We start from the raw sequence: 20,921 nt of genomic DNA, 5'->3' as shown, positions 1-20,921 counted from the left end.
GGGCGATGAAGCCTTCCACGCGAAGACGGCATACCATATCTCATGGCCTCGACCGATCAATCCCTCCCCCACGAAGAAAAGACCCTGGTTTTGGAGCTGCCCGACAAGGGTGACAAGACCCTGGCCGGCGATCTCACCCAGACCGACCTGAGGCTGGAGCGGATGCTTTACCCCTCCCTGGACCTCACCAAGGAACCCGTGGACTTCGCGCTCTTCCAGGCGATCTCCCTGGACACCATGCTCAAGCACCACTTCGTGCCGGTCCAGGAGAAGGACGGCATCCTCTGGCTGGCCATGGCGGATCCCCTGGACGTGGTCACCCAGGACATGCTGCGCATGCAGCTCAAGCGCCCCTTGAAATTCGCCGGCGCGCCCCAGGCCCAGATCCAGGAAGTGCTCAAGAAATCCGAAAGCGGCCAGAAGGCCCTGGATGAAGTGGGCGAAGCGCTGAAGGTCCAGGTGCTCAGCGCCGAGGACGTGGATGACGAGGCCCTGGACCTGGAGCGGCTCACGGACAAGGACGAAGCCCCCATCGTCAAGCTCGTGGACACAACGATCTTCAATGCCTTGCAGCGGCGCACCTCGGACATCCATTTGGAGACCACCGCCGCCGGTTTCCTGATCAAGTACCGCATCGACGGCAGCCTCTATCCGGCCGCCGATCCCATCGACAAGCGCTTCGCCTCCGCGATCATCAGCCGCGTCAAGGTCATGAGCGAGCTGGACATCGCCGAAAAGCGCAAACCCCAGGACGGCCGCTTCAAGCTCAAGGTACGCGGGCGCGCCATCGATTTCCGCGTGAGCATCATGCCCACCATCCATGGCGAAGACGCTGTCATCCGCATCCTCGACAAGGAGAACCTGAGCGAGGAATTCAAGACGCTCAACCTGGACATCCTGGGCTTCTCGCCCCATGAGCTGTTGAAACTCCGCCGCTTCTCCCGGGAGCCCTACGGCATGTTCCTGGTGACCGGACCCACCGGATCCGGGAAAACGACCACGCTCTACGCCATCCTGAGCGAAATCCGTTCCCCGGAAGACAAGCTCGTCACCATCGAAGACCCGGTGGAATACCAGCTCGAAGGCGTCTGCCAGATCCCTGTGAATGAAAAGAAAGGCCTGACCTTCGCGGTGGGGCTCCGCTCCATCCTGCGCCACGACCCCGACAAGATCCTGGTGGGCGAGATCCGCGACCCCGAGACCGCCCAGATCGCCATCCAGTCGGCGTTGACGGGGCACCTGGTGTTCACCACCGTCCACGCCAACAACACCCTCGACGTCATCGGCCGCTTCCAGTACATGGGCGTCGAACTCTACAACTTCGTGTCGGCCCTGAATTGCATCCTGGCCCAGCGCCTGGTGAAGACCCTCTGCCCCAAGTGCAAACGCCCCATCGAACCCAGCCCCCAGGAATTCATCGACAACGGCGTGGATCCCACCTGGGGAAGCTCCGGCACGTTCTTCGAAAAGGTCGGCTGCGTCGACTGCCACGGCACGGGCTTCCGCGGCCGCCAGGCCATCATCGAATTCATGGGCATGAATGATGAACTCCGGGAAATGCTGACGCTCCGCGCGCCCATCCGCGATGTGAAGGCCGCCGCCCGCCGGAACGGCATGCAGAGCCTCCGCGAGAGCGCCCTCGAGAAGGTCCGCCTAGGCTTGACGAGCTTCCGCGAGATCAACAAAGTCACGTTCGTGGACTCCCACTGAAGCCCAGCCTTCAACCCGCCGACCTGCCCAGAATCTCGCGCTCCAGGCTCTGAAGCCGTTTGAGCCGCGCATACAGGCCCTGCTGCTCGGCCAGTTGCGCAGGCGTCCCGAACTGGATGGCGCGGCCCTGCTCCATTACCAGGACCTCCTCGCAAAGTTCGGCCACGAAGATGCGGTGGGTGGCCAGGACCAGCGTGGTGCGGCCCAGGTAGCCTTTCAGGTTTTCCAGGATCCGGGACTCGGTTTCGGCGTCCACCGCTGAAAGCGCGTCGTCCATGAGGAGCAGGCGCGGCTTCTTCAACAGGGCCCGGGCGAGGGCCGTGCGCTGCCGTTCCCCGCCGCTCAGCACGACGCCGCGCTCGCCCACGACGGTATCGAGACCCGCAGGCAGCCGCCGGATGAGATCGTCCAGGCAGACCACTTCGGCCACTTCCCAGATTTCCGCTTCGGTGGCGCCGGGCCTTCCCTGGATGAGGTTTTCCCGCAGGCTCGTGGAAAAGAGGAAAGCCTCCTGGGGCACCCATCCGAGTCCCGCCCAATGCCGCCGCAGGGTGGCATCGTCCAGGGACTGGCCGTCCACCTCGTAGCGGCCTTCCTGGATGGTTCTCAGGCCGGCCAGGGTCTGCAGAAGGATGCTCTTGCCGCTGCCGATGCCGCCCACGATCGCCAGGCTGCCGCCTGATGCGACCTTCAACGAGATCGGGCCGAGACCTCGCCCCGATTCGAATCGGAACGACCCATCGCTCAGGGCGATCGCCGCGGGCGCGGGAGGCAGTGCCGGGGCTTCATCTCCAGGCCATGGCGGCACCGCCGGGTCCGGCGCGGCCAGCACCTGCTCGATGCGTTCCTGGCCCGCGCGGGCGCGCTGGAACAGGTTCACGGACCAGCCCAGGCTCATCACGGGCCAGGCCAGGGCCACCAGATACCCGGTGAAGGCCGTGAGATCGCCCAGGCTCAATTCATGGCGCGTCACCAGGGTCCCTCCGTACGCGACCAGCACCAGGGCCGCGGCGCCTCCGATGAGGGAGGCCATGGGTCCGTAGGCTCCAAAGATCGAGGACTGCCGTATGTTCAGCCTCGCCTGGTCCTCGCTCAATTCCCGGAACCGGCCCACGCGGAGGCCCTCGAGGCCGAAGGCCTGGACCACCTTTTCGCCCTGGATGGTTTCGTGGCTGAAGGTGTTGAGCTGGCTGGAAACGAGCTGGAGTTTTTGCTGCAGCGCATGGCTTTTCTTGCTCAGGAGGTAGAACCCGAGCGCCAGGAAGGAGAAGGGCAGCATGACCGCGAAGGTGAGCCGCACGTGGGTATGCAGCATCAGGGCCATGGTCATGGGCAGAATGCTGAAGGTCTGGAGCAGGCTCATGAACCCGGGCCCGGTGGCCATCCGCACGGTGCTCACATCATCGCCGATGCGGCTCATGAGATCGCCGATGCGCTGCCGTTCGTAGAACGCGAAGGATCGTGTCATCAGGTACGCGTAGATCTCTTCGCGCTGGGCCTTTTCGATCTCCCGGCTGAGCCCGATGAGCGTGTTGCGCATCAGGTAGCGCCCTATGCCTGCCACCAGCGTGAACAGGAGCATCCAGACGAGCGCGTGGCGGGAATCGCCGTACCGGCGCACCTCCAGCGCGTGCACCGCTTTCCCGGACCAGAACGGGACCCAGGCCGCCGCCAGGCTGCAGAGCAGGGTCGAACCAAGGCCCAGGAGCAATGACCGCCGATGCCCCGCCAGAAGCTTCCACCACCAGGTTGACTTGGATTCCATCGCCACCCAACCAGCCTAACAACACTTGGCAAGGGACGGCCCCGAGGCGCATGATGCTTCCACCCACCCAGGTAAGAAACCATGCGCATCCAGGCACTCGTCCTCCTGATGGCTCTGGCTCCATCGGCTTTGGGCTTCGCCCAGACCGTGGAAGAATCCTTCGCCCGGGACCCCGGGCCCTTGGATTTCATCCGCGGTGAAGGCTTCGAGCAGGCCATCCTGCAATCGCTCACCGGGGATGCCCTCGTGGGGCTGGATGCTCAAAATCGAGTGGTCCCAAGACTTTCGGATCGCTGGGAGATCCGGGGCAAGGCGCTGCGTTTCCATCTCCGCGACGGGATGCGTTTCGCAAGCGGCGCGCCCGTGGGCCCCGGGGATATCACCTGGACCTTCCAGGAAATCCAGCGGAACAAGGACGCCAGCCCGACCAAGCGCGGAATCCTCCAGGGCGTGGTGGTCGCCCAAAAAGGCCCCTTCGTGGAACTGTCCTCCTCGAAGCCTGCCGCGAGGCTGCTGATGGAGCTCGCGCACCTCCAGGTGGCCCGGAAAGGCCATGCGGATGAAGGCAGCGGACCATTTTCGCTGGTGAGGCGGGGCAGTGAATGGACCTTCACGGCGCGCGGGCATTTTCTGAAACCGAAGCTCGGCGCGATCCATTTCCGCCTGATCGCGGATGAGCAGACCCTGCTCCAGAACCTGCAGAAAGGGTGGCTCTCCATCGGCACGCCTCCAGCCAGGGGCGGTCTCCAGCCGCCACCAACGATGGTCGAGCTGCGCCAGCCGACCCGCGCCCAGCTCCTGGTCTTCAGCCGGATCGGATTGACCCCCTTGCAGGCTCTGGAGAAATGGCGCGGAGAGGCCTTCCCGGTGAATTTTTTCAGCGGCAAGGCCCAGGCAAGCCGCGGACTCTGGCCGGAATCCCTTGGATTTCCCGTGATGGGAATCCAGGCGCCTGCGCCGACATCGGCCAAGGGCCAGCACTGGGAATTGCTCTACAGCGCCGGGGATGGGCTCGTCCAGAAGGCCCTGTTGGCGCTTCGGGAGCGTGCCCGGCAGGATGGCGTCGATCTGGAGCCCAAGCCCGTGGAAGCGGGCCTGCTTTACCAGCGTTTGCAGACCGGGGACTTTCAGCTTGCTTCGGCCTTGAACATCTTCGATCCCCATCCCTGGTCGGTCCTGGAACTGCTGGAACCCAACGGCCCGATGAATTTCTGCGGCTGGAAGGATGGGAAGTTCGAAGGTCCCGCAGCCAGGCTCGACTCGCCGCAAAGCCCGGCCTGGCAAGAGCTCCAAAAGATCTGGTCCGTCCACCCGGCGGCGCTGCCCCTTCTGGATTTCACCTCCATCGTTTGGGTGGACAAGCGCCTGAAGGTGGAACCCAGCGCCTTGGGCCTCTATCTCACGACACCCGGCGCAGCGGGCTGGACCTGGGCCAAGTGAAACACTGGCAGGGTTGGACCATCTGGGTGCTGGCGGCCGTCGCGGGGGTTGGACTGCCGGGGGCCGTATGGCACCAGACCTCCGCGCCGGATTTTCCCTGGGCGGCGCTGCTCCCCATGGCGGCGTTGCTGGGGATTCTGGGTTTGGCCGCTCCGGTCATCGCCGGCTTGCTGGGCCCCGGTGGCGCCCGGATGGGAATGCTCTCCCTGATCGAAGCCCCGCCGGATTTTCTGTGGGGCGGGCTGCTGCTGGCCTTGTGGCCCAGCGCCTGGGGGCCGCCGGGGCTGCCGGCCTTCGGAGCCGCCTTCCTGGTGGCGGCGTTGCCCTCCGAGGTCCGCTGGCTTTGCGCGGCCATGCCCGTGGAAACCCCCTTGCCGCTCGCTTACGGATCCGTTGCCATCCGGAGGACGCGCCGGACCGTGATCCTACGACTCATGCCCCGCTGGCTCGCGGCCCGGGTGCCGTTATGGCTCACCGCGGCCTTGATCCTGGAACGGATCTTCGGAATCCAGGGATTCGGCGGCGACTGGATGCAGCGGATCGCCAACCGGGACCGTCTGGGCATCGCGCTGTGGATGCTCGCCTTCGCGCTCCTGTGGCGGGCCACCCGGATCTGGGAGCGGCAATGAAGTGGCGCTGCGCGTTCCTGCTCGCCTTGTTTTTGCCCGAGCTCCCGCTGGATCCCTTCACGGCGGACCTTCCGGCAGGCTGGCCGCACCTATTGGGCACCGATGCGCTGGGGCGCGACGGCTTGCTGCGTCTGCTCCTCGGGGGCGCCCGGAGTTTCGGCTTCGCCGCTGCGGTGGCTTTGGCTTCGCTGGCCTTCGGGCTGTTGCTGGCCCTGGGCGAGGACCGCTTCCGCGATGGCCGCTCCGCCCTGCGCTCCCTCCCTGCCTTGCTTCTGCTCATCCCCCTGGCCGCGGCCTCCGGGGGGTTTGGGTGGGTCTCCCTCGGCTGTCTCCTGGCTTGCCTGCAGGCTCTCCAGTTGGAACCGGTCCTGCGCGCGAGGTTGGACCCCTTCCGGCGGGGGCCCGCCTGGACGATGGTCCAGGTGCTGGGCGCCACCCCCGCCCACCGGGTGAAGGCTTGGGCGCCCTGGGCGTTCCAGGAGGCCGCGCCGCTTTTCCCGACCGCATGGATGGCGACGCTCTGGGGCGAAGCCACGTTGCGCCTGCTGGGCCTGGGTCCGGGACCTCAGCATGATTCCTTGGGTCTGCTGCTCAACGAGGAGCTGCCCCGGCTCTCCACGGACGGAACGGCCCTCGGCGCCGCTTCGCTGATGCTGGTTTTGGCCTTAGCATGGACCTCCACACGCACCCTGGAGAACCCCTCGTGAGCGGACTCATCGGAACCAAGATCCCGCCCTTCTCCCTTCTCGATGACCAGGGCAACACGGTCACGCAGAAGGATTTCCTTGGAGGCTGGACAGTGCTCTATGCCTACCCCAAGGATTCCACGCCCGGCTGCACCACCGAGGCCTGCGATTTCCGGGACAACTGGAATCGCTTAAAAGGAATGGGGGCACAGGTCTACGGGATCTCGCGGGACAACCAGAAGAGCCACCAGAAGTTCATCGCCAAGCAGGAGCTGCCCTTCCGCCTGCTGAGCGATCCCGAGCTGACCCTCCTCGCGCCTCTCGGCTCCTTCGGGAAAAAGTTGATGTACGGCAAGGAGGTCGAGGGCATCATCCGCTCGACTTTCCTGGTGGATCCGGACGGCGTCATCCGCCAGGCCTGGCCGAAGGTCAGCGTGAAAGGCCATGTGCAGGCGGTGCTGGAGATTTTGGAGAAGCTGAAGGGTTAGGCGCCTGCGCGAGGTTCCAGCGCCCGATTTCTTCCAGCGCGGTCCGCTTGAACAGCAGCTGCGAAAGGCTGTTGCGGTCATCCCGCCAGGGTCGATCGGCGCTGAGGAAGGCCACGCGCGCAGAACCCTCGGATTGGCCCCGGTAGATCTTGGGGCCGAAGCCTGCGAGAAGGCGCTCCAGGATTATCGGCGTTTTCAGCAGAGCAGCATCGCGGGTGAGCACGATGTAATCGCTCACCGAATGCAATGGATTCACCTTGCCGGCCGAAGGCCCGAGGTCGACCAGATAAGCACCATAAAGATCCAAGGCTTTGGCGCTGCTCAAGGCGATGCGGTCGACCGGAAGCGGATTGCTCACATGCAGCACCAGCACGCCATCCGGCGCCAGGTGGCGAAGATAGGTCTGGAACGCCTCCACCGTGAGCAGATGCCAAGGAACCGAATCGCCGGAAAAGGCGTCGATGAGCAGCACGTCATATCCCCTCGCCCGGCCTTCCCGCAATTCTTGCTCAAGGCAGATCCGGCCGTCCCCCTCCACCACTTCGATCTTGGCTTTCGAATTCCTCAAGAGTGGAAACACCTGGGAATCCGGCCCGGCGAGATTGATCACCAGCGGATTGATCTCGTAGAAGACATACTCGTCCCCCTCGCGCCCATAGTCCGCCACGGAACCGACGCCCAGGCCCACCGCACCGACCCGCAGGCCTTGCTTGCGCGCCATTTCCATCCGCAGGACACGCCCGATGCCGGAATCCGGCGTGTAGTAGACCAGCGGGTTGCCGGGCGCCTTGAGATCCACCAACCCATGGAGTGTCTTGAGGTTGGAAAGCTCCAACAGATTTTCGATCCGGAGGACGCGGATGATGCCGTAGAAATTCCTCAGGTAGTGGCCCCGGCTCTTTCCTTCCGCTTTCAAGGAAAATCCCCCCGCCACCATGGCCGCCAAGGCCGATATGGCGATGAGATTGCCCTTGGCCCCTCCGAGCTCGCGCGCCGTCAACAACCCGACGATGGCCACGCCGAGCATGGCGATGCCGAATTCATAGATCCGATTGAAGGCGAAAGGCGCCGCAAGGGCCACCAACAGCCCGCCCAGGACGCCCCCGGCGGCGATGAGCAGATAGAAGCGAGTCAACCCCGAGGGTGCGGGACGCGATTCGAACAGGAACCCATGGCACACCATGCAGCCCGCAAAGGTGATGATGGAGCCTTCAAGCAGCGGCATCAGGACCTGGTGTTTCGTATCCGACCGGGCCACGATGGCCAGGTAGGCGGCGGCGGCGAACAACAGGAGCCACACGGCGGGCCACCAGCCCCAGCTGAGCTTCCACTTCGCGTCGAAGACCAGGATGAAGGTGCCGAGGTACAGGACCAGCGGCAGGATCCACAGAAGCGGGATGGCCGCGATTTCCATGGTCATTTTATTGGTCGAAGCCATGAGGATCGCAGAGCCCATGGCCGATGCCAGAACCCACAACCATGGCGTGAGCGGGCTTGCGGACGCCGCGGGCACTCCTGTTTCCGGCTCTGCATCCACCGTCGGCGGGGCCTCGGGTCCTGACGGCGAATCGCCGTTGCGCACGGCGGCCCGGTGCAGCGTCCAAATCCCCAAGGCAAACACCCCGATGAGCAGAAAGATCAGGATTCCCTGCGCCGGAGTGCTGAGCATCGGTTCTGCCGCGAAAGGATAGGCCAGCAGTCCCCCCAGGGAACCCGCGTTGGACCACGCGTAGAGACGGTAGGGGGTACGCCCTGAGTGGGCCTGGACAAACCACAGCTGCACCAGCGGGGAGGTGGCCGCGAGGGCGATCATCGGCAATCCGGCGGTGCGGAGCAGGATCCATAGCAACGCTGGAATGCCTTGGCCAGGTTCCGGCAGAACGTCTGAAATCAGGGGATTCCCATGCCGGATCCAGGCCCATCCCAGAAGCGCCAGGACTACCCAAAGCAGGGCGCTGTGCCACAGGGACTGGCGCCTGGATTCCCCGCTGCGGCTCAAGACGTGCGCGTAAGCGTATCCGCACAGCAGCACCGCCTGGAAGAAGAGCATGCAGACGATCCACACACTGGCGCCGCCGCCGAAACGCGGGGTGAGCACCTTCCCCAGGAAGGGTTCAAACAAGAACAGGACGAATGCGCCCAAAAAGGAAAGCACCCCATAGATCATCTAGACTCCCGATGCCCGCATTTCCAGGCTGTCACGCAACAACTGTCCATGCCCCGGAGACCATTAGAAACGCACCTCGCTCAGCGATTCCGCAAAGGCGGTCATCATGGGCCAAAGGCTTCGCCTCAGATCGCCATGATGGAATAGCCGCCATCGACGTAGATGGTCTGGCCCGTGACGCCGCGGCCCATGGGACTGAGCAGGAACAGCGCGCCGTCGGCCACTTCTTCGAGTTCCACGAGTTTCTTGAGCGGCGCATGCTTCCGGTGGTGGCTCAGGATGGTGGAGAACCCTCCGATGCCGCTGCTGGCCAGGGTCTTGAGCGGACCGGCGGAGAGCGCGTTCACCCGGATCCCGAATTGCCCCAGATCCGAAGCCAGGTAGCGCACCGAGGACTCCAGCGCGGCCTTGGCCACGCCCATGACGTTGTAGTTGGTCATCACCCGGGACCCGCCCAGGTAGCTCAGCGCGATGATGCTGCCACCTTCGGTCATCAGGGGTTTCGCGCCCTGGGCGAGGGCCGGCAGGCTGTACACGCTGATGTCCTGGGCGATGCGGAAATCCTCCCGGGAGGTGGAGACGAAATCCCCCTCGAGCGCCTGGCGGGGGGCATAGGCCACCGCATGGACCATGAAATCGAGCTTGCCCCACTGTTCGCCCAAGGAATCGAACGCGGCCTTGATCTGGGCGTCGTCGCTCACATCCAGGGGCAGCAGCAGCGGATTTTCCAGTTCCTTGGCCAGTTCCTTCACATTCTCGCCGAGGCGCTCGTTCTGATAGGTGAGGGCCAATTGGGCGCCGTTGTCCGCGCAAGCCCGTGCGATGGCCCAGGCGATGGACCGCTTGTTGGCGACCCCGACGATCAGACCGCGCATACCTTTCATCAGCATCTTGAAAAACCTCCAGTATCGTTACGAATGAAGGTCCCACCTTACCTTGAAGCGCCCCTCCGACCAAGCGCGGGGGCGGACCACCGGCATGTGCCAAGCTTTATCGAACTTTATCTCCTACAGTTACACTTCAGGACATATGAATCCTCGACGCGCCCTCGCCCTCATGGCCATGCCCCTGCTGGCGGCCCAGGGCGCCTACAATCCGCGGTTGGATCTGGATGAGGGCCGATATCTGAAGGTCCTCTCGGATGCGGAAACCCGCCTCAGCCGGGACCCTGGCGATGCCCTGGCCTGGGCGGCCAAATCCCAGGCCCTGGCAGCCTTGATGCGGTTCGGCGAGGCGGGCGCCGCCGCCCAGAAATCCTTGGAACGGAAAGGGGATCTCGCCGACGGATTGCTGGCCCGTGGACTGGCCCGCGCTGGCACCGCCATCCAGCAGCGGAATTTGGGGAGCCTGCGGGGCGCCTCGGGCGCCATGGATGATTTCCGCGCCGCCGCCCAGGCGGACCCGGGCCTGGCATCCGCGTGGATGAGCCTGGGCCTGGCCTATGAGCAGCTCCCGGGCCTGTTCGGGGGCTCCACCAAAAAGGCGCTGGCCTGCGCCGACAACCTGCGCAAGGTCAACCCTGCCCGCGGCGATCTTCTGCAGGGCATGGTGCTGTCCATGGATGGCCGATGGAACGATGCCAGAGGTTATTTCCTGCGGGCCCTCTCCACCGCCCCGGGCGATCCGGAAGTGGTCTATGGCTACCTGGATGCCCTGGGCAGCCGGTCCACGCGCAAGACCCTGGGCGAAAGCGCCCAGCGCGCCCAGTGCGCCGCCGAAGCCATGCGTCTGCTCCCTACCGTCAAAGGACGGGCCCGGGGCATCCAGGCTGTTTGCGATGCGCTGTTGGATGGGGGTGTTCCCGAATCGTCCTGGAAAACAGCGCATGATTCCCTCCACCACTGCGACCTCCCGAGCCTCATGAAGGTCCAGCTCGGCAAGATCGCCGCCCGGGCGGGCATCCACCGCGAGGAAGGCCTCGCCTACCTGGACCAGGCCCTGAAGGAGCCCCTCGAAGGCGGCATCGGGGGCATCGCTTCGGTGCAATGGCGGCGCGGCCAGATCCTGAAGGACCTCAACCGGCATGATGAAGCCCGGCAAGCCGCCCAGGCCGCCCTAAAAGCCGATCCCAAACATCCAGGAGCGAAGCGGCTGATGGAGGATCTGAGGTAGCCCCGTCCATGTGGGACGCTTTTTTGCACATGAGGCGGCTGGCCACACTGAGAACACTCGGAAACAAAGGCGTTCCTGCGGGTTCCGGCTCTGAGTTTCCATAACCCGGCCTCCCGCTCCATTCCGATTCAATCTATGCTTGCGCGATGACCCTTTCTCGATCGCATGGCAACACGACAAAGCCAGCCGCAGTCAGCGCAAATAAATCCGTCTCATCCTGCGGGGTTTCCTGAATATGCCGAAGAGGATCTCCATCTGCATCCCGGCATTCAACGAGGCCGCCAACCTGCCCGTGGCTGTGGAAGCCGTGGAGCGGCTCTTCCGTGAAGAGCTGGGCGCCTATGAACTCGAAATCATCATCACCGACAATGCCTCCACCGACTCCACTTGGGAGGTGGTGAACCGGCTGGCCGCGGACCGCCCCCACCTGAAGGCCTTCCGGTTCTCCCGGAATTTCGGATACCAGAACAGCGTCTTCGCCGGGATTTCAATGGCCACCGGAAGCGCCGTCGTGGAGCTCGATGCCGATCTCGAGGACCCCCCCGCCGTGATCCCGAAGTTCGTCGAAAAGTGGGAAGCGGGCTTCGATGTCGCCTATGGGGTCCGCGCCACGCGGCACGGGTCCTGGTTTCTGCGGCTGGCCTTCTCCCTCTTCTACCGTTTATTGAACAAACTTTCGGATTTCCCGATCCCGAAGGATTCCGGCGATTTCCGGCTGCTCGACCGGAGGGTCGTGGAGGTCCTAAGAAATCTCCCGGAACGGAATCTCTACCTGCGAGGCCTGGTGTCGTACCTGGGATTCCGCCAGGCGGAAGTGCTCTATGACCGCCAACCCCGCATCGGCGGCGCCAGCAAGTTCAGCTTCCTGCACTACCTCACCCTCGCGGTCGATGCATTGACGGCCTTCTCCAAAGCGCCCCTGAGGCTGATCGGCATCCTGGGAATCATTTTGTTCGTGCTGTCCATGTTGTTGTCTCTTTATTACCTTTACGGGCGCATCCTCCATGGAACTCCCCTGCCGGGTTTCACCACGCTGGTGGTGCTGACGCTGATGCTCAACAGCGTGACCTTCATTTTTCTCGGTGTGCTGGGCGAGTATCTGAGCCGTGTTTTCGATGACGCGAAAAACCGTCCCAGGGTGATCTTCCGGGATTCCATCAATGCGGATGGCGTTCCGCCTTGCCTCTAGACAGCAACTGTTCCACCACACCGCTCAGGGGCTCGCGGGATGCGGGAAGCAGCCATTCAGGGGATCGGGGGAACACTTCCCGGGTATTCTCCTGGGCCGGGCGCTCCAGCGCGCCGATCTCGAGCAGTCCAGCAGCGCCGAACGCCGTGAAAATGCCCCGGGCAAGGTCGGCCAGCCTCAAGGGCTCGCCTGAATTCAAGTCAAGCGAGGGGCCCGGGAGGTCGCTCCAGTCGCGCTGGAGCAGGTTCCGGACCCCGAGGGCGACATCGTCGGCGTGGTGGTACTCCCGGAGCTGGTCTCCGGATGACATGCGGAAGACGGTCTGGTCCCGCAGCGAACGGACAATCTGGCCAATGAACATGTGCGGCTTCGGCTCGCCTCCATAAAGCGTATGCAGGCGGAGGTGGAGAAACCGCCCGGCGGCCCTGGGGTTGCCTGCTTGGACGGCCATCCATCCGCCAAGCTCAAGCTTGGAGTCCAGGTAGGGATTGGTCGCGCATAGATTCGGAAAATGTTCCTGTATCGTTCCAAAGGTCAGGAACCTTGCATCCAGGCCTTGGGCGGCTGCCACGACCCGCTGGACAAACTCCACGTTCGCCCGGCGGAGGCGCGCCGCGCCCTCGTTCGGATCGGTGAGGCCTGATGCGAACAGCACATCGCAGGGCCGATCTTCGAAGACCTTGGATCTGAGTCCATGCGGATCATCGAGGATGGACTCCAACTCATGCCAGGCGTAGGACCGGATGCCCCTGCCCTCATCCAGGGCCGAATGAAGGGCTGAACCGAGCTGGCCCCTGGCCCCGAATAGAACCACGTCACGAAATGGATGCGAACTGAAAGCCTTCAATGGATCCGCCTGTTCGGGGAAGGGATGGGAACCTGGACACCCGAGGATATTACGGTTTCAAATTTCATCCTGCGCGGCGCACCAGGGGCGGACCGAGCCGGACCCTGAAACTCTACGTTCCGGCCTCGTTGCGGATCGTGCCCCCCGGGCCCGACAACCGGGGTGGCGGGGGATCGCTGCGGTCATCGAGGCAGGCTGTACAAGGCGTGGAAGAAGAACCGTTGCATCGGATGGCGTTCATGGAACAGGGTCGTCCACGTTTTTGGAACCGGGTAGCCGAATTCGGTCACGCGGAAACCATTGCCGGGGGCCCGTGAGTTGCGCCATTGCTTGGTGTAGAAGAACCGCCGGGTGAGCCGGTCGATCTGCGCGAAATAGAAATCGATCTGCTCCCGAGTCATCTCCGCCAGGGAGCTGATGTTCAGGAACAGGTCGAAATGCTTCTCTGGAAGCAGCTCGATCTGGTGTGCCGCAATGAAACGGATCTGAGCATTTTCGAATTCGGTCCGAATTTCATCGAAGGAGGAAAAATCCCGGTACTTGAAGATCGGAATCCCCGGAAATTCAGCAGAGAGGTATTCCTGGGCCACATACAGCGTAGGAGGGATGTCGATCACCGTGTAGCGGCAACCTTTCAGCGCCTTCAGGAAGACGAATCCAACCCGGCCGTATCCAGCACCCAGTTCGACAACCTCCAGATCGCCCTTGATCTCCCCGCCGAGTCCAGTGGTGGCAGCATAAAACTCGTGGACTGAGTTGCAAAGATCTTGGGATAAGCGGAGTCCATCGCGGCGGATGTAGATCGGGTCCCCGGTGAGCGGCTCCTCCAACGAATCCATGAGGCCCAAGGGATCCCTCATGGCCACAAATTTCTTCATGAGAGCCAGGGCGATCCCGTAGAGGTATCCCATCACCGGGCCGAAAATTTTTCTTCCTCCCGCAGAATCGATGCCGGCGCCGCGAAAGAATATGTTCCATTCCCGAGCCTGGAACCAGGCCCTGGCCAAAGGGAGAAATTGCTGCGCTAGCATCCATTTCACATCCCAGCTGAAGTAGCGGAGGTTGACCGTTTTCTTGAAATGTTCGATGCCCTCTTCTTCCAGTTGGCGGACCTGCTGGGCGATGAGCTGCTCCCAGAACGGAGAAGGCTGGAATAGGGTCCCAGCCTTCCGCATGTCCTGGATCATGAGGTCAAGCTCCGGAATTGGTTTTCTTGAGGCCCGCAGGCTATTCATCATGTCGCTGTCCGGTTGCTGAAAGGAGGGGTGGGGGAGTTGGAGGCCGCAACCGGCCTGCCGGAGCCCGCACGGCTTGGGATTCATATGGAATGCGCGCCTCTGGCTAGTCTGTGAGAACGCCCAGGGAGTGTCCAGTGCCGTCCTTGAACGAACGGGCTCGGATTGCCTGGCGCAGTGCGACCGCGGAAGCGATAGGCTTTGCGGCGGGTGGATTTCGCCGACAAAGCCATCGACGGATCCACCCGTCATGCATCTTCCCAACCGACCCGCTGCCCCGGCCCCGGCGCCTTGACATCAGAGAAGGCAGGGCGTGAAATTAGCCTAGCCAACCGCTCAGAGCCCACTGCCTCCTAGGGTCGTTCAATTGTTAAAATCTTTCATGCTAACAAATGGGATGACATTCATCATGCCGACCTGCGCATCTTGATGGGCTCCACTCCGCTCGTCTCGGTGTGCATTCCCGTCTACAACACGGAGCGCTTCATTACCGAAGCCCTCCACTCTGTGCTCAACCAGTCCTTCCGTGATTTGGAAGTGGTGGTGGTGGACAATGCATCCACCGACTCGACGCCCGAACTGCTCGCGAAAATCGCGGATCCGAGGGTCCGGCTGTTCCGGAACGAACAAAACATCGGCGCCGCTGGAAATTTCAATCGCGCGATGTCGCTGGCCCGGGGGCGGTACATCAAGCTCCTTTGCGCGGATGACTTGCTTTATCCCACCTGCCTGGAGAAGCAGGTCGAGGTCCTGGAGGCGGATACCCGAGCGGAAATCTCCATGGTCTGCTGTTCGAGGGACATCGTGGACTCCAGAGGCAAACGGTGGCTGCGCCGTGGATTCCCCGGTCAGCCGGGTCGGTTGGGTGGAGCCCTCGCGACCGCGATGTCCATCCGGCATGGCACCAACATCTTTGGAGAGCCCGGCGCCATCCTTGCGCGGGCGGAATTGGCGCGGGCCGCCGGAGGCTTCGACCCCCGCTATAGTTATTGCATCGACCTCGATTTCTGGTGCCGACTCTTGGCCGCAGGAGACCTCCACGTGATCGACGAGACACTTTGCGCCTTCCGCCTTTCAGAGCAGTCCTGGAGCCTTTCGTTGGGCCATCGCCAGCACCTGGAATATGCCGAGTTCATGGAAGACCTGCATAAAAAACGCGGGCTGCACCTGACTTGGTTTGACAGGTCGGCGGGGCGCCTGCGCTCGCGCCTGAACGCCTTTCTGAGGCAGGGCCTCACCAGGTTCATCCTTTTCAATTCGCGGAGCCGGAAATGAACCAATTTCTTCCTGTTGGCATCCTCACCGGCGGATTGGGAACACGTCTTTCCGAAGAGACCGTGCTCAAACCCAAACCCATGGTCGAGATCGGGGGCATGCCGATCCTGTGGCACATCATGAAGATCTTCGCGGCCCACGGCGCGGACGATTTCTTCCTGGCGCTCGGGTACAAAGGTGAAGTCATCAAAGAATTCTTCTTCCAGTACCGCTACCGTGCCAGCGATTTCACCATCCATCTCGAGTCGGGGGCCGTGGACATCAACCGCCCTCCCACCGAGAACTGGCACGTGCATCTGATGGATACGGGCCAGCACACGCAGACCGGCGGGCGCGTGAAAAGGTTGTTGAAGCAGGCAGGCCGGACCATGCTTCTGACCTACGGAGACGGCGTGAGCGACGTCGATATCGACAAACTTGTCGATTTCCACCGCAAGCACGGCAAGCTTGCCACGGTGACCGCCGTCCGTCCTCCGGCCCGATTCGGCGAGTTGAAGCTGAAGGATGGAATGGTGACCGCCTTCGATGAAAAGCCCCAGATCGGCGAGGGCTGGATCAATGGCGGATTTTTTGTGCTCGAACCCGAAGTTGCCGATTACATCGAAGGGGATCCCACTGTTTTCGAGCGGGAACCCTTGGAACGCCTTGCTTCTGAAGGCCAGTTGGCCGTGTACGAACATCACGGGTTCTGGCAGTGCATGGACACCCTCCGCGATGTCCGGCAGCTGGAGGAGATGTGGCAGAGCGGCAGTGCCCCGTGGGAGAAGAAAACCAGATGAATCCGGGCTTCTGGAAGGATCGATCGGTCTTCATCACAGGCCATACGGGCTTCAAGGGTGCTTGGCTTTGCATGTGGCTGCGCCACATGGGTGCCCGCGTGACCGGGTACGCGTTGGATCCGCCCACGGAACCGAGCCTGTTCAACCTGGCGGATGTGGGCGCTGAGGTGGTGGATCTGCGTGGGGACGTGCGGGACGCGGCGGCATTGGAATCGGCGATCAGCCACGCAGAGCCGGAGATCATCCTTCACCTCGCCGCCCAGTCGCTGGTGCGGGTCTCCTACCAGGAACCCGTCGAGACCTTCGCGACCAACGTGATGGGAACCGTGCATCTCCTGGATGCGGTCCGTCGCGTTTCCAGCGTGAGGGCGGTCCTGGTTGTCACCAGCGATAAATGTTACGAAAACCGCGAGTGGACCCGCGGATACCGTGAAGATGATGCGATGGGAGGATTCGATCCCTATTCCAGCAGCAAGGGCTGTGCGGAATTGGTCACGGCGGCCTACCGGCGTTCCTTTTTCGATGGACAGTCTGGCCGACCACTCGGAATCGCGACCGCAAGGGCCGGGAATGTCATCGGAGGCGGGGACTGGGCCCAGGACCGCTTGCTGCCCGACCTTCTGAAATCCTTTTCGGATGGCCGGTCCGCGGTGATCCGGAATCCCCTGGCGACGCGTCCCTGGCAGCATGTGCTCGAACCGCTCCGGGGCTACCTGATGCTGGCCGAGAGGCTCTGGGGCGGCGATAAGGATATGCCGGGCGGATGGAATTTCGGCCCCCTTGAGACCGACGTGAAGCCGGTCTCCTGGATCGCGGATACCGCCGCGCGGCGCTGGGGCGGAAACGCCGCCTGGGAGAGGGATCCAGCCTCCCATCCTCATGAGGCCCATTCCCTCCAGTTGGACATCACCAAAGCTGAAGATCAGCTCGGTTGGCATCCGGTCCTCGGTGTCGAGGATGCGGTAGCCTGGACGGTTCGCTGGTACCGTGGGCTGTTGGATGGAAAGTCGGCCAAGGCCCTGGCTTTGCGCGACATTGGTGAATACGGGGACCGGCTTGCCGCCCGTCACGGATAGAGGATGAATATGCTTTGCTGCAGGTCTTGCGGTGCCGAACTCCACCAGGTCTTCATGGACCTAGGGGCCTCGCCCCTCTCGAACCGGTACCTGAGCGCCGAGGACCTGCTGGTGATGGAGCCGACCTATCCGTTGAAATCCCACGTCTGCACACAATGCTGGCTCGTGCAGCTCCCGGCGGTCGTGACCCCGGAGCAATTGTTCTCCGACTATCCCTACTTTTCCTCCTATTCGGATTCGTGGCTGAAGCACTCCGAGGCGTATGTGGAGTCGATCACCAAGCAGCTCGGATTGACCTCCGCCCACCATGTGGTGGAAATCGCCAGCAATGACGGCTATCTCCTTCAATATTTCGCCCAACGGGGCATCCCGGTCCACGGGGTCGAACCGGCAGCGAATGTCGCGGCTGAAGCGGAAGCCAAGGGGATCCCCACGCTGGTGCGGTTCTTCGGCACCCGCACGGCCGAAGACATGGCCGCCGCCGGTCTCAAGGCAGACCTGCTGCTGGGGAACAATGTGCTGGCCCACGTGCCCGACTTGAACGATTTCATCGCGGGCATGGAACTGCTCCTGAATCCGGGCGGGGTGATCACGATGGAGTTCCCCCACTTGCTGCGCCTGATGGAACTGAACCAGTTCGACACGATCTACCACGAGCATTTCTCCTATTTCTCGTTCCTTGCGGTGGAGCAGGCCTTCCTCCGCCATGGCCTCGAGCTGTTCGACGTGGAGGAGCTCCCGGCCCATGGCGGCTCCCTGAGAATCTACGGCAGGCACCTGGCCGACGCATCGGAGCCGGTCGGCCCCCGGGTTGTGGAACTCCGGCAGCGCGAGGTGTCGCTGGGCCTCGATCATGCGGATGCCTACGAAAGGTTCACGCGGCAGGTCGAGGAGACCAAGCGCGGGCTGCTCACGTTCCTCATCGACGCCAAGCGCTCGGGCAAGTCCATCGTCGGCTACGGCGCGCCGGCAAAGGGGAACACGCTGCTCAACTACTGCGGCATCAGGACGGATTTCCTGGACTACACCGTCGACCGCAGCAAGCACAAGCAGGGGCGGTACCTGCCCGGTTCCCGGATTCCGGTCTTCAGCCCGGATCGGATCAAAGAGACGAAGCCCGATTTCGTGCTGGTGCTGCCCTGGAATCTACGCGAGGAAATCATGGACCAGATGGCCCATATACGCGATTGGGGAGGCCGCTTCGTCCTGCCCATTCCGCGGGTCGAGGTCCTTCCTTGAAATTCATTCCGTCTGTCCTGGGTGGAGCCTTCCGCATCGAGATGGATCGTCTGGAGGATGAACGCGGTTTCTTCGCCCGCACTTGGTGCGGCCGCGAGGCGGAACTCCATGACCTCATCCCCGGAATCGCCCAGTGCAACATCTCCTTCAACCGCAGGCGCGGCACGCTGCGCGGCATGCATTTCCAGGCTGAACCCCATCGGGAGGCCAAGCTGGTGCGCTGCACCCGCGGCGCAGTGTTCGATGTGATCCTCGACCTCCGGCCCGGTTCGCCCACCTTCAAGAAGTGGGAAGGTTTCGAACTCGACGAGGAAAACGGCGCCGCGATCTATGTTCCAGAAGGCTTCGCCCACGGATTCCAGACTTTGAGCGACGATGCGGAAGTCCATTACCAGATGTCCGAGTTCTTCCACGAGGACTGCGCCAAGGGCGTCCGCTGGAACGACCCCGCCTTCGGCATCGACTGGCCTGTTCCGGATCCGATCCTTTCCGCGAAGGACGCGGCCTACCCGGATTTCACGGGATGAAGGCGCTGGTCACAGGGGCCAACGGGTTCATCGGTTCCCACGTGTGCCGGGAGCTGCTGGCGCGCGGTTGCGACGTGTATGCGGTGCTTCGTCCTGGCAGTGGATCCCAACGCCTTCCAGAGCAAACTCATCGGCTCCACCGAGTGGAATGCGACGTGTTCAGGGCTCCCGACACGGAGCTCCTCCGGCATTGCGAGGGCATCGAAGCCTGCATCCACTGCGCGTGGCATGTGGTGCCCGGGGAATACCTCGCCTCGCCCCTGAACGACGATTGCCGCCAAGGCAGCCTGCGTTTGATTTCCGCCCTGCTCGCCCAAGGGTGCGGCCAGATCACCGGTGTCGGAACCTGTTTCGAATATTCGCTGACGGCAACCCCGTTGGATGAATCCGCGCCCACCCTGCCCCTCACGCCCTACGCCAGCGCGAAGCTATCCACCGGCCGGGAAGGCGAGGCGCTCGCTCAGGCTTCGGGAGCTGCCTTCGCATGGGCCCGCCTGTTCTACCTGTATGGCCCCTGGGAGGACTCCCGCCGCCTGGTGCCCGATGTCGCGTTGAGGCTGCTGGGCGGGGAACACGCTGCGGTCACTTCAGGATTCCAGGTGCGGGACTACCTGCATGTCGAGGATGTTGCAGCGGCCCTTGTCGATGTGACCCTCGCCGGAATGCGGGGACCGGTGAACATCGGGTCCGGGCGCCCGACCCGGGTGCATGAGATCGTGCGGCTCCTCGGAGAAATCACCGGGGGGACCGATCTCCTTGATTTTGGCGCACGGCAGGAGAATGCGATGGATCCGCCCTATGTTTGCGCGGACAACAAGCGCCTGCGGGATGAGGCGGACTGGCGCCCGCGCTACGACCTCAGGGCGGGCCTGGAACAAACGGTCTCGTGGTGGAAAGGCCATTCATGAATTTTCTCTGCCGGGTATGCGCGGGTCCAGCTTCGCGGCCGTGGCTCAACAGTTGCCCGGACCATTTCCTTGGCAGTCCTGGACTGGCGGACTACGTAAGGTGCGACCGATGCGGGTTGGTGCAACAGCATCCCATTCCCGCGGATCTCGCCAGCCTCTACGAGCAATATCCCATCCACGCGAAGAAATCACGCCTGCACGAATGGCTGCGGCGCCTTGTCTTCCGCGGCGCTTATTTCGATGGGACGCTTCTGCAGCCCGGGGCTGCGATCCTGGATTTCGGCTGTGGGGATGGTTGGTACCTGGACAGCCTGAAGCGACTGGGCTTGCGCCGGGCGGGGTATGAATTCGATGCGGATCACGCCATCCGGTTGTCCGAACATCTGGGGGTCCCGGTCTGGAGCGATTGGGCTGCCCTGGAAACCAGCGCGGCGCCTCCCTTCGACGCGGTGGCCCTGCACTATGTGATGGAACACCTGGCCGATCCCTCCACCTGCCTGCAAAGCATCCGCGATGTGCTGGTTCCAGGCGGTCTGGTCTACATCCTCCTGCCGAATATCCATTCCTGGGAAGCGCGCCTCTTCGGCCGCCTTTGGCATGGGCTCGACCCGCCACGGCACCTGTCCTTCCCGGATGAAAGTGTCATCGAACGGCTGGCCCAGGCCCACGGATTCAAATTGGTTTCCACCAGGAAAGTCGCCTTCCCCAACACTGTTGCCGCAAGCCTGGCCGTGTTCTTTTTCGGCCGGTTCAAGCAGATGGCCTTCCTTGCCTTCTACCCGCTCGGCATGTTGGCCTCCTGGCTGTTCCCCAGTGGTTCGATGGCCTATACCTTGAAAAAATCCTGAA

The 20,921-nt window shown here is 63.0% G+C and carries 19 protein-coding genes; 14 read left to right on the top strand and 5 right to left on the bottom strand.

The genetic code is table 11. The features are described 5' to 3' along the window. Positions 1-153 precede the first annotated feature (153 nt). Entirely contained in the window at positions 154-1,710 is a 1,557-nt protein-coding gene (locus tag IPQ13_13015) for a type II/IV secretion system protein (GenBank protein MBL0211809.1), read from the top strand. A 10-nt stretch (positions 1,711-1,720) separates the two neighbouring features. Here IPQ13_13015 and IPQ13_13010 read toward each other — a convergent pair whose 3' ends face one another. After that, on the bottom strand, positions 1,721-3,475 hold the full coding sequence (locus tag IPQ13_13010; protein MBL0211808.1) for an ABC transporter ATP-binding protein: 1,755 nt from the start codon (positions 3,473-3,475) through the stop codon (positions 1,721-1,723). 81 nt (positions 3,476-3,556) lie between these two features. On the opposite strand from IPQ13_13010, the gene IPQ13_13005 reads away from it, so the two are divergent. Genes IPQ13_13005 through IPQ13_12990 form a run of 4 tightly spaced genes read left to right on the top strand, consistent with a single transcriptional unit; the run spans position 3,557 to position 6,718 of the window. Next, positions 3,557-4,915 carry a hypothetical protein gene (locus tag IPQ13_13005; GenBank protein MBL0211807.1) on the top strand — a complete coding sequence of 453 codons (1,359 nt, stop codon included), beginning with the start codon at positions 3,557-3,559 and terminating at the stop codon, positions 4,913-4,915. Further along, the gene (locus IPQ13_13000; protein ID MBL0211806.1) at positions 4,912-5,544 is read left to right on the top strand and encodes a hypothetical protein; all 633 of its coding nucleotides are present in this window, start codon (positions 4,912-4,914) and stop codon (positions 5,542-5,544) included. The genes IPQ13_13005 and IPQ13_13000 overlap by 4 nt, the downstream gene beginning before the upstream one ends. Next, positions 5,541-6,251 carry a hypothetical protein gene (locus tag IPQ13_12995; protein MBL0211805.1) on the top strand — a complete coding sequence of 237 codons (711 nt, stop codon included), beginning with the start codon at positions 5,541-5,543 and terminating at the stop codon, positions 6,249-6,251. Before IPQ13_13000 ends, IPQ13_12995 begins: the two co-directional genes overlap by 4 nt. Further along, entirely contained in the window at positions 6,215-6,718 is a 504-nt protein-coding gene (locus IPQ13_12990; GenBank protein MBL0211804.1) for a peroxiredoxin, read from the top strand. The genes IPQ13_12995 and IPQ13_12990 overlap by 37 nt, the downstream gene beginning before the upstream one ends. Here IPQ13_12990 and IPQ13_12985 read toward each other — a convergent pair. Continuing rightward, positions 6,660-8,885, bottom strand: a complete 2,226-nt coding sequence (locus IPQ13_12985; protein ID MBL0211803.1) for a fused MFS/spermidine synthase — start codon at positions 8,883-8,885, stop codon at positions 6,660-6,662. The genes IPQ13_12990 and IPQ13_12985 overlap by 59 nt on opposite strands. Before the next feature lie 125 nt (positions 8,886-9,010). Further along, complete coding sequence (locus tag IPQ13_12980) at positions 9,011-9,775, bottom strand: enoyl-ACP reductase (GenBank protein ID MBL0211802.1); 765 nt, start codon at positions 9,773-9,775, stop codon at positions 9,011-9,013. A gap of 139 nt (positions 9,776-9,914) precedes the next feature. Between IPQ13_12980 and IPQ13_12975 the strand changes: the two genes are divergently transcribed. Together IPQ13_12975 and IPQ13_12970 are read left to right on the top strand one after the other, a co-directional pair. Then, the gene (locus IPQ13_12975; protein MBL0211801.1) at positions 9,915-10,997 is read left to right on the top strand and encodes a tetratricopeptide repeat protein; all 1,083 of its coding nucleotides are present in this window, start codon (positions 9,915-9,917) and stop codon (positions 10,995-10,997) included. Positions 10,998-11,232: 235 nt separating this feature from the next. Next, positions 11,233-12,186: a glycosyltransferase family 2 protein gene (locus IPQ13_12970; protein MBL0211800.1), complete on the top strand. Its 954-nt coding sequence runs from the start codon at positions 11,233-11,235 to the stop codon at positions 12,184-12,186. Here IPQ13_12970 and IPQ13_12965 read toward each other — a convergent pair. Both IPQ13_12965 and IPQ13_12960 read right to left on the bottom strand, forming a co-directional pair. Further along, a complete protein-coding gene (locus tag IPQ13_12965) occupies positions 12,155-13,000 on the bottom strand; it encodes an NAD-dependent epimerase/dehydratase family protein (protein MBL0211799.1) in 846 nt (281 codons plus the stop codon). The genes IPQ13_12970 and IPQ13_12965 overlap by 32 nt on opposite strands. Before the next feature lie 215 nt (positions 13,001-13,215). After that, entirely contained in the window at positions 13,216-14,220 is a 1,005-nt protein-coding gene (locus IPQ13_12960) for a putative sugar O-methyltransferase (GenBank protein ID MBL0211798.1), read from the bottom strand. A 477-nt stretch (positions 14,221-14,697) separates the two neighbouring features. On the opposite strand from IPQ13_12960, the gene IPQ13_12955 reads away from it, so the two are divergent. The 7 genes from IPQ13_12955 (at position 14,698) to IPQ13_12925 (ending at position 20,920) form a co-directional block, all read left to right on the top strand. After that, a complete protein-coding gene (locus tag IPQ13_12955) occupies positions 14,698-15,543 on the top strand; it encodes a glycosyltransferase family 2 protein (protein MBL0211797.1) in 846 nt (281 codons plus the stop codon). After that, positions 15,540-16,322, top strand: a complete 783-nt coding sequence (gene rfbF / locus IPQ13_12950; protein ID MBL0211796.1) for a glucose-1-phosphate cytidylyltransferase — start codon at positions 15,540-15,542, stop codon at positions 16,320-16,322. The genes IPQ13_12955 and rfbF overlap by 4 nt, the downstream gene beginning before the upstream one ends. Beyond that, the gene (gene rfbG, locus IPQ13_12945; protein MBL0211795.1) at positions 16,319-17,398 is read left to right on the top strand and encodes a CDP-glucose 4,6-dehydratase; all 1,080 of its coding nucleotides are present in this window, start codon (positions 16,319-16,321) and stop codon (positions 17,396-17,398) included. Before rfbF ends, rfbG begins: the two co-directional genes overlap by 4 nt. 3 nt (positions 17,399-17,401) lie before the next feature. Further along, positions 17,402-18,637: a methyltransferase domain-containing protein gene (locus IPQ13_12940; protein ID MBL0211794.1), complete on the top strand. Its 1,236-nt coding sequence runs from the start codon at positions 17,402-17,404 to the stop codon at positions 18,635-18,637. Beyond that, the gene (rfbC, locus tag IPQ13_12935) at positions 18,634-19,164 is read left to right on the top strand and encodes a dTDP-4-dehydrorhamnose 3,5-epimerase (protein ID MBL0211793.1); all 531 of its coding nucleotides are present in this window, start codon (positions 18,634-18,636) and stop codon (positions 19,162-19,164) included. Before IPQ13_12940 ends, rfbC begins: the two co-directional genes overlap by 4 nt. Then, positions 19,161-20,072, top strand: a complete 912-nt coding sequence (locus IPQ13_12930) for an NAD(P)-dependent oxidoreductase (GenBank protein MBL0211792.1) — start codon at positions 19,161-19,163, stop codon at positions 20,070-20,072. Before rfbC ends, IPQ13_12930 begins: the two co-directional genes overlap by 4 nt. A gap of 119 nt (positions 20,073-20,191) precedes the next feature. Further along, positions 20,192-20,920, top strand: coding sequence for a class I SAM-dependent methyltransferase (locus IPQ13_12925; GenBank protein ID MBL0211791.1), 729 nt, complete (start codon positions 20,192-20,194; stop codon positions 20,918-20,920). Position 20,921: the final 1 nt, after the last annotated feature.

Source organism: Holophagaceae bacterium, from assembly GCA_016720465.1.
Classification (GTDB): Bacteria; Acidobacteriota; Holophagae; order Holophagales; family Holophagaceae; genus JANXPB01.
Note: the sequence above shows the minus strand (reverse complement) of the source record. Positions and strands in the feature narration are given on the sequence as shown.